We start from the raw sequence: 1,409 nt of genomic DNA, 5'->3' as shown, positions 1-1,409 counted from the left end.
CTCGAAGGAAGTCCGGCGGTGTCCTACTCTCCCACGGGGTCGCCCCCGCAGTACCATCGGCGCTGAGAGTCTTAGCTTCCGGGTTCGGAATGTGACCGGGCGTTTCCCTCTCGCTATGGCCGCCGAAACACTATGGATGTTTCGAGTGATCATACGATCAGTGTTCCCGTACATCGGGAACCACAAAGTGGACGCGAGCAACAGTCGTTGCGATTCACACGCATTACCCGTCTGAGGGGTGGTGTTGTCAAGTTATCGGCTTATTAGTACCGGTCAGCTGCACAGGTCTTTAGTCCCTGCTTCCACATCCGGCCTATCAACCCAGTCGTCTACTGGGAGCCTCTCCCCCGAAGGGATGGAAATCTCATCTTGAAGCCGGCTTCCCGCTTAGATGCTTTCAGCGGTTATCCGTTCCGAACGTAGCTAATCAGCGGTGCCCTTGGCAGGACAACTGACACACCAGAGGTTCGTCCATCCCGGTCCTCTCGTACTAGGGATAGATCTTCTCAAATTTCCTACGCGCGCAGCGGATAGGGACCGAACTGTCTCACGACGTTCTAAACCCAGCTCGCGTACCGCTTTAATGGGCGAACAGCCCAACCCTTGGGACCTACTCCAGCCCCAGGATGCGACGAGCCGACATCGAGGTGCCAAACCATGCCGTCGATATGGACTCTTGGGCAAGATCAGCCTGTTATCCCCGAGGTACCTTTTATCCGTTGAGCGACAGCGCTTCCACAAGCCACTGCCGGATCACTAGTCCCGACTTTCGTCCCTGCTCGACTTGTCAGTCTCACAGTCAAGCTCCCTTGTGCACTTACACTCGCCACCTGATTGCCAACCAGGTTGAGGGAACCTTTGGGCGCCTCCGTTACATTTTGGGAGGCAACCGCCCCAGTTAAACTACCCACCAGGCACTGTCCCTGAACCGGATCACGGTTCGAAGTTAGACATCCAGAGCGACCAGAGTGGTATTTCAACAATGACTCCACCCGAACTAGCGTCCGAGCTTCACAGTCTCCCACCTATCCTACACAAGCCGCACCGAACACCAATACCAAGCTGTAGTAAAGGTCACGGGGTCTTTCCGTCCTGCTGCGCGTAACGAGCATCTTTACTCGTAGTGCAATTTCGCCGAGTTCGCGGTTGAGACAGCTGGGAAGTCGTTACGCCATTCGTGCAGGTCGGAACTTACCCGACAAGGAATTTCGCTACCTTAGGATGGTTATAGTTACCACCGCCGTTTACTGGGGCTTAAATTCAGAGCTTCGCCGTGAGGCTGACCCTTCCTCTTAACCTTCCAGCACCGGGCAGGCGTCAGTCCGTATACATCGTCTTGCGACTTGGCACGGACCTGTGTTTTTAGTAAACAGTCGCTTCCCACTGGTCTCTGCGGCCATACAGCGCTT

Annotated in this window: 2 rRNA genes (1 of these 2 only partly in view); both read right to left on the bottom strand. The window is 55.4% G+C overall.

The features are described 5' to 3' along the window. Positions 1 to 10: 10 nt before the first annotated feature. Positions 11 to 127 (bottom strand): 5S ribosomal RNA (gene rrf, locus J3P30_RS14965). Between the two features lie 116 nt (positions 128 to 243). Beyond that, positions 244 to 1,409, bottom strand: a 23S ribosomal RNA gene (locus J3P30_RS14960) (it continues 2,044 nt past the right edge of the window).

This window comes from Naasia sp. SYSU D00948, from assembly GCF_017916515.1.
Lineage (GTDB): Bacteria > Actinomycetota > Actinomycetes > Actinomycetales > Microbacteriaceae > Naasia.
Note: the sequence above shows the minus strand (reverse complement) of the source record. Positions and strands in the feature narration are given on the sequence as shown.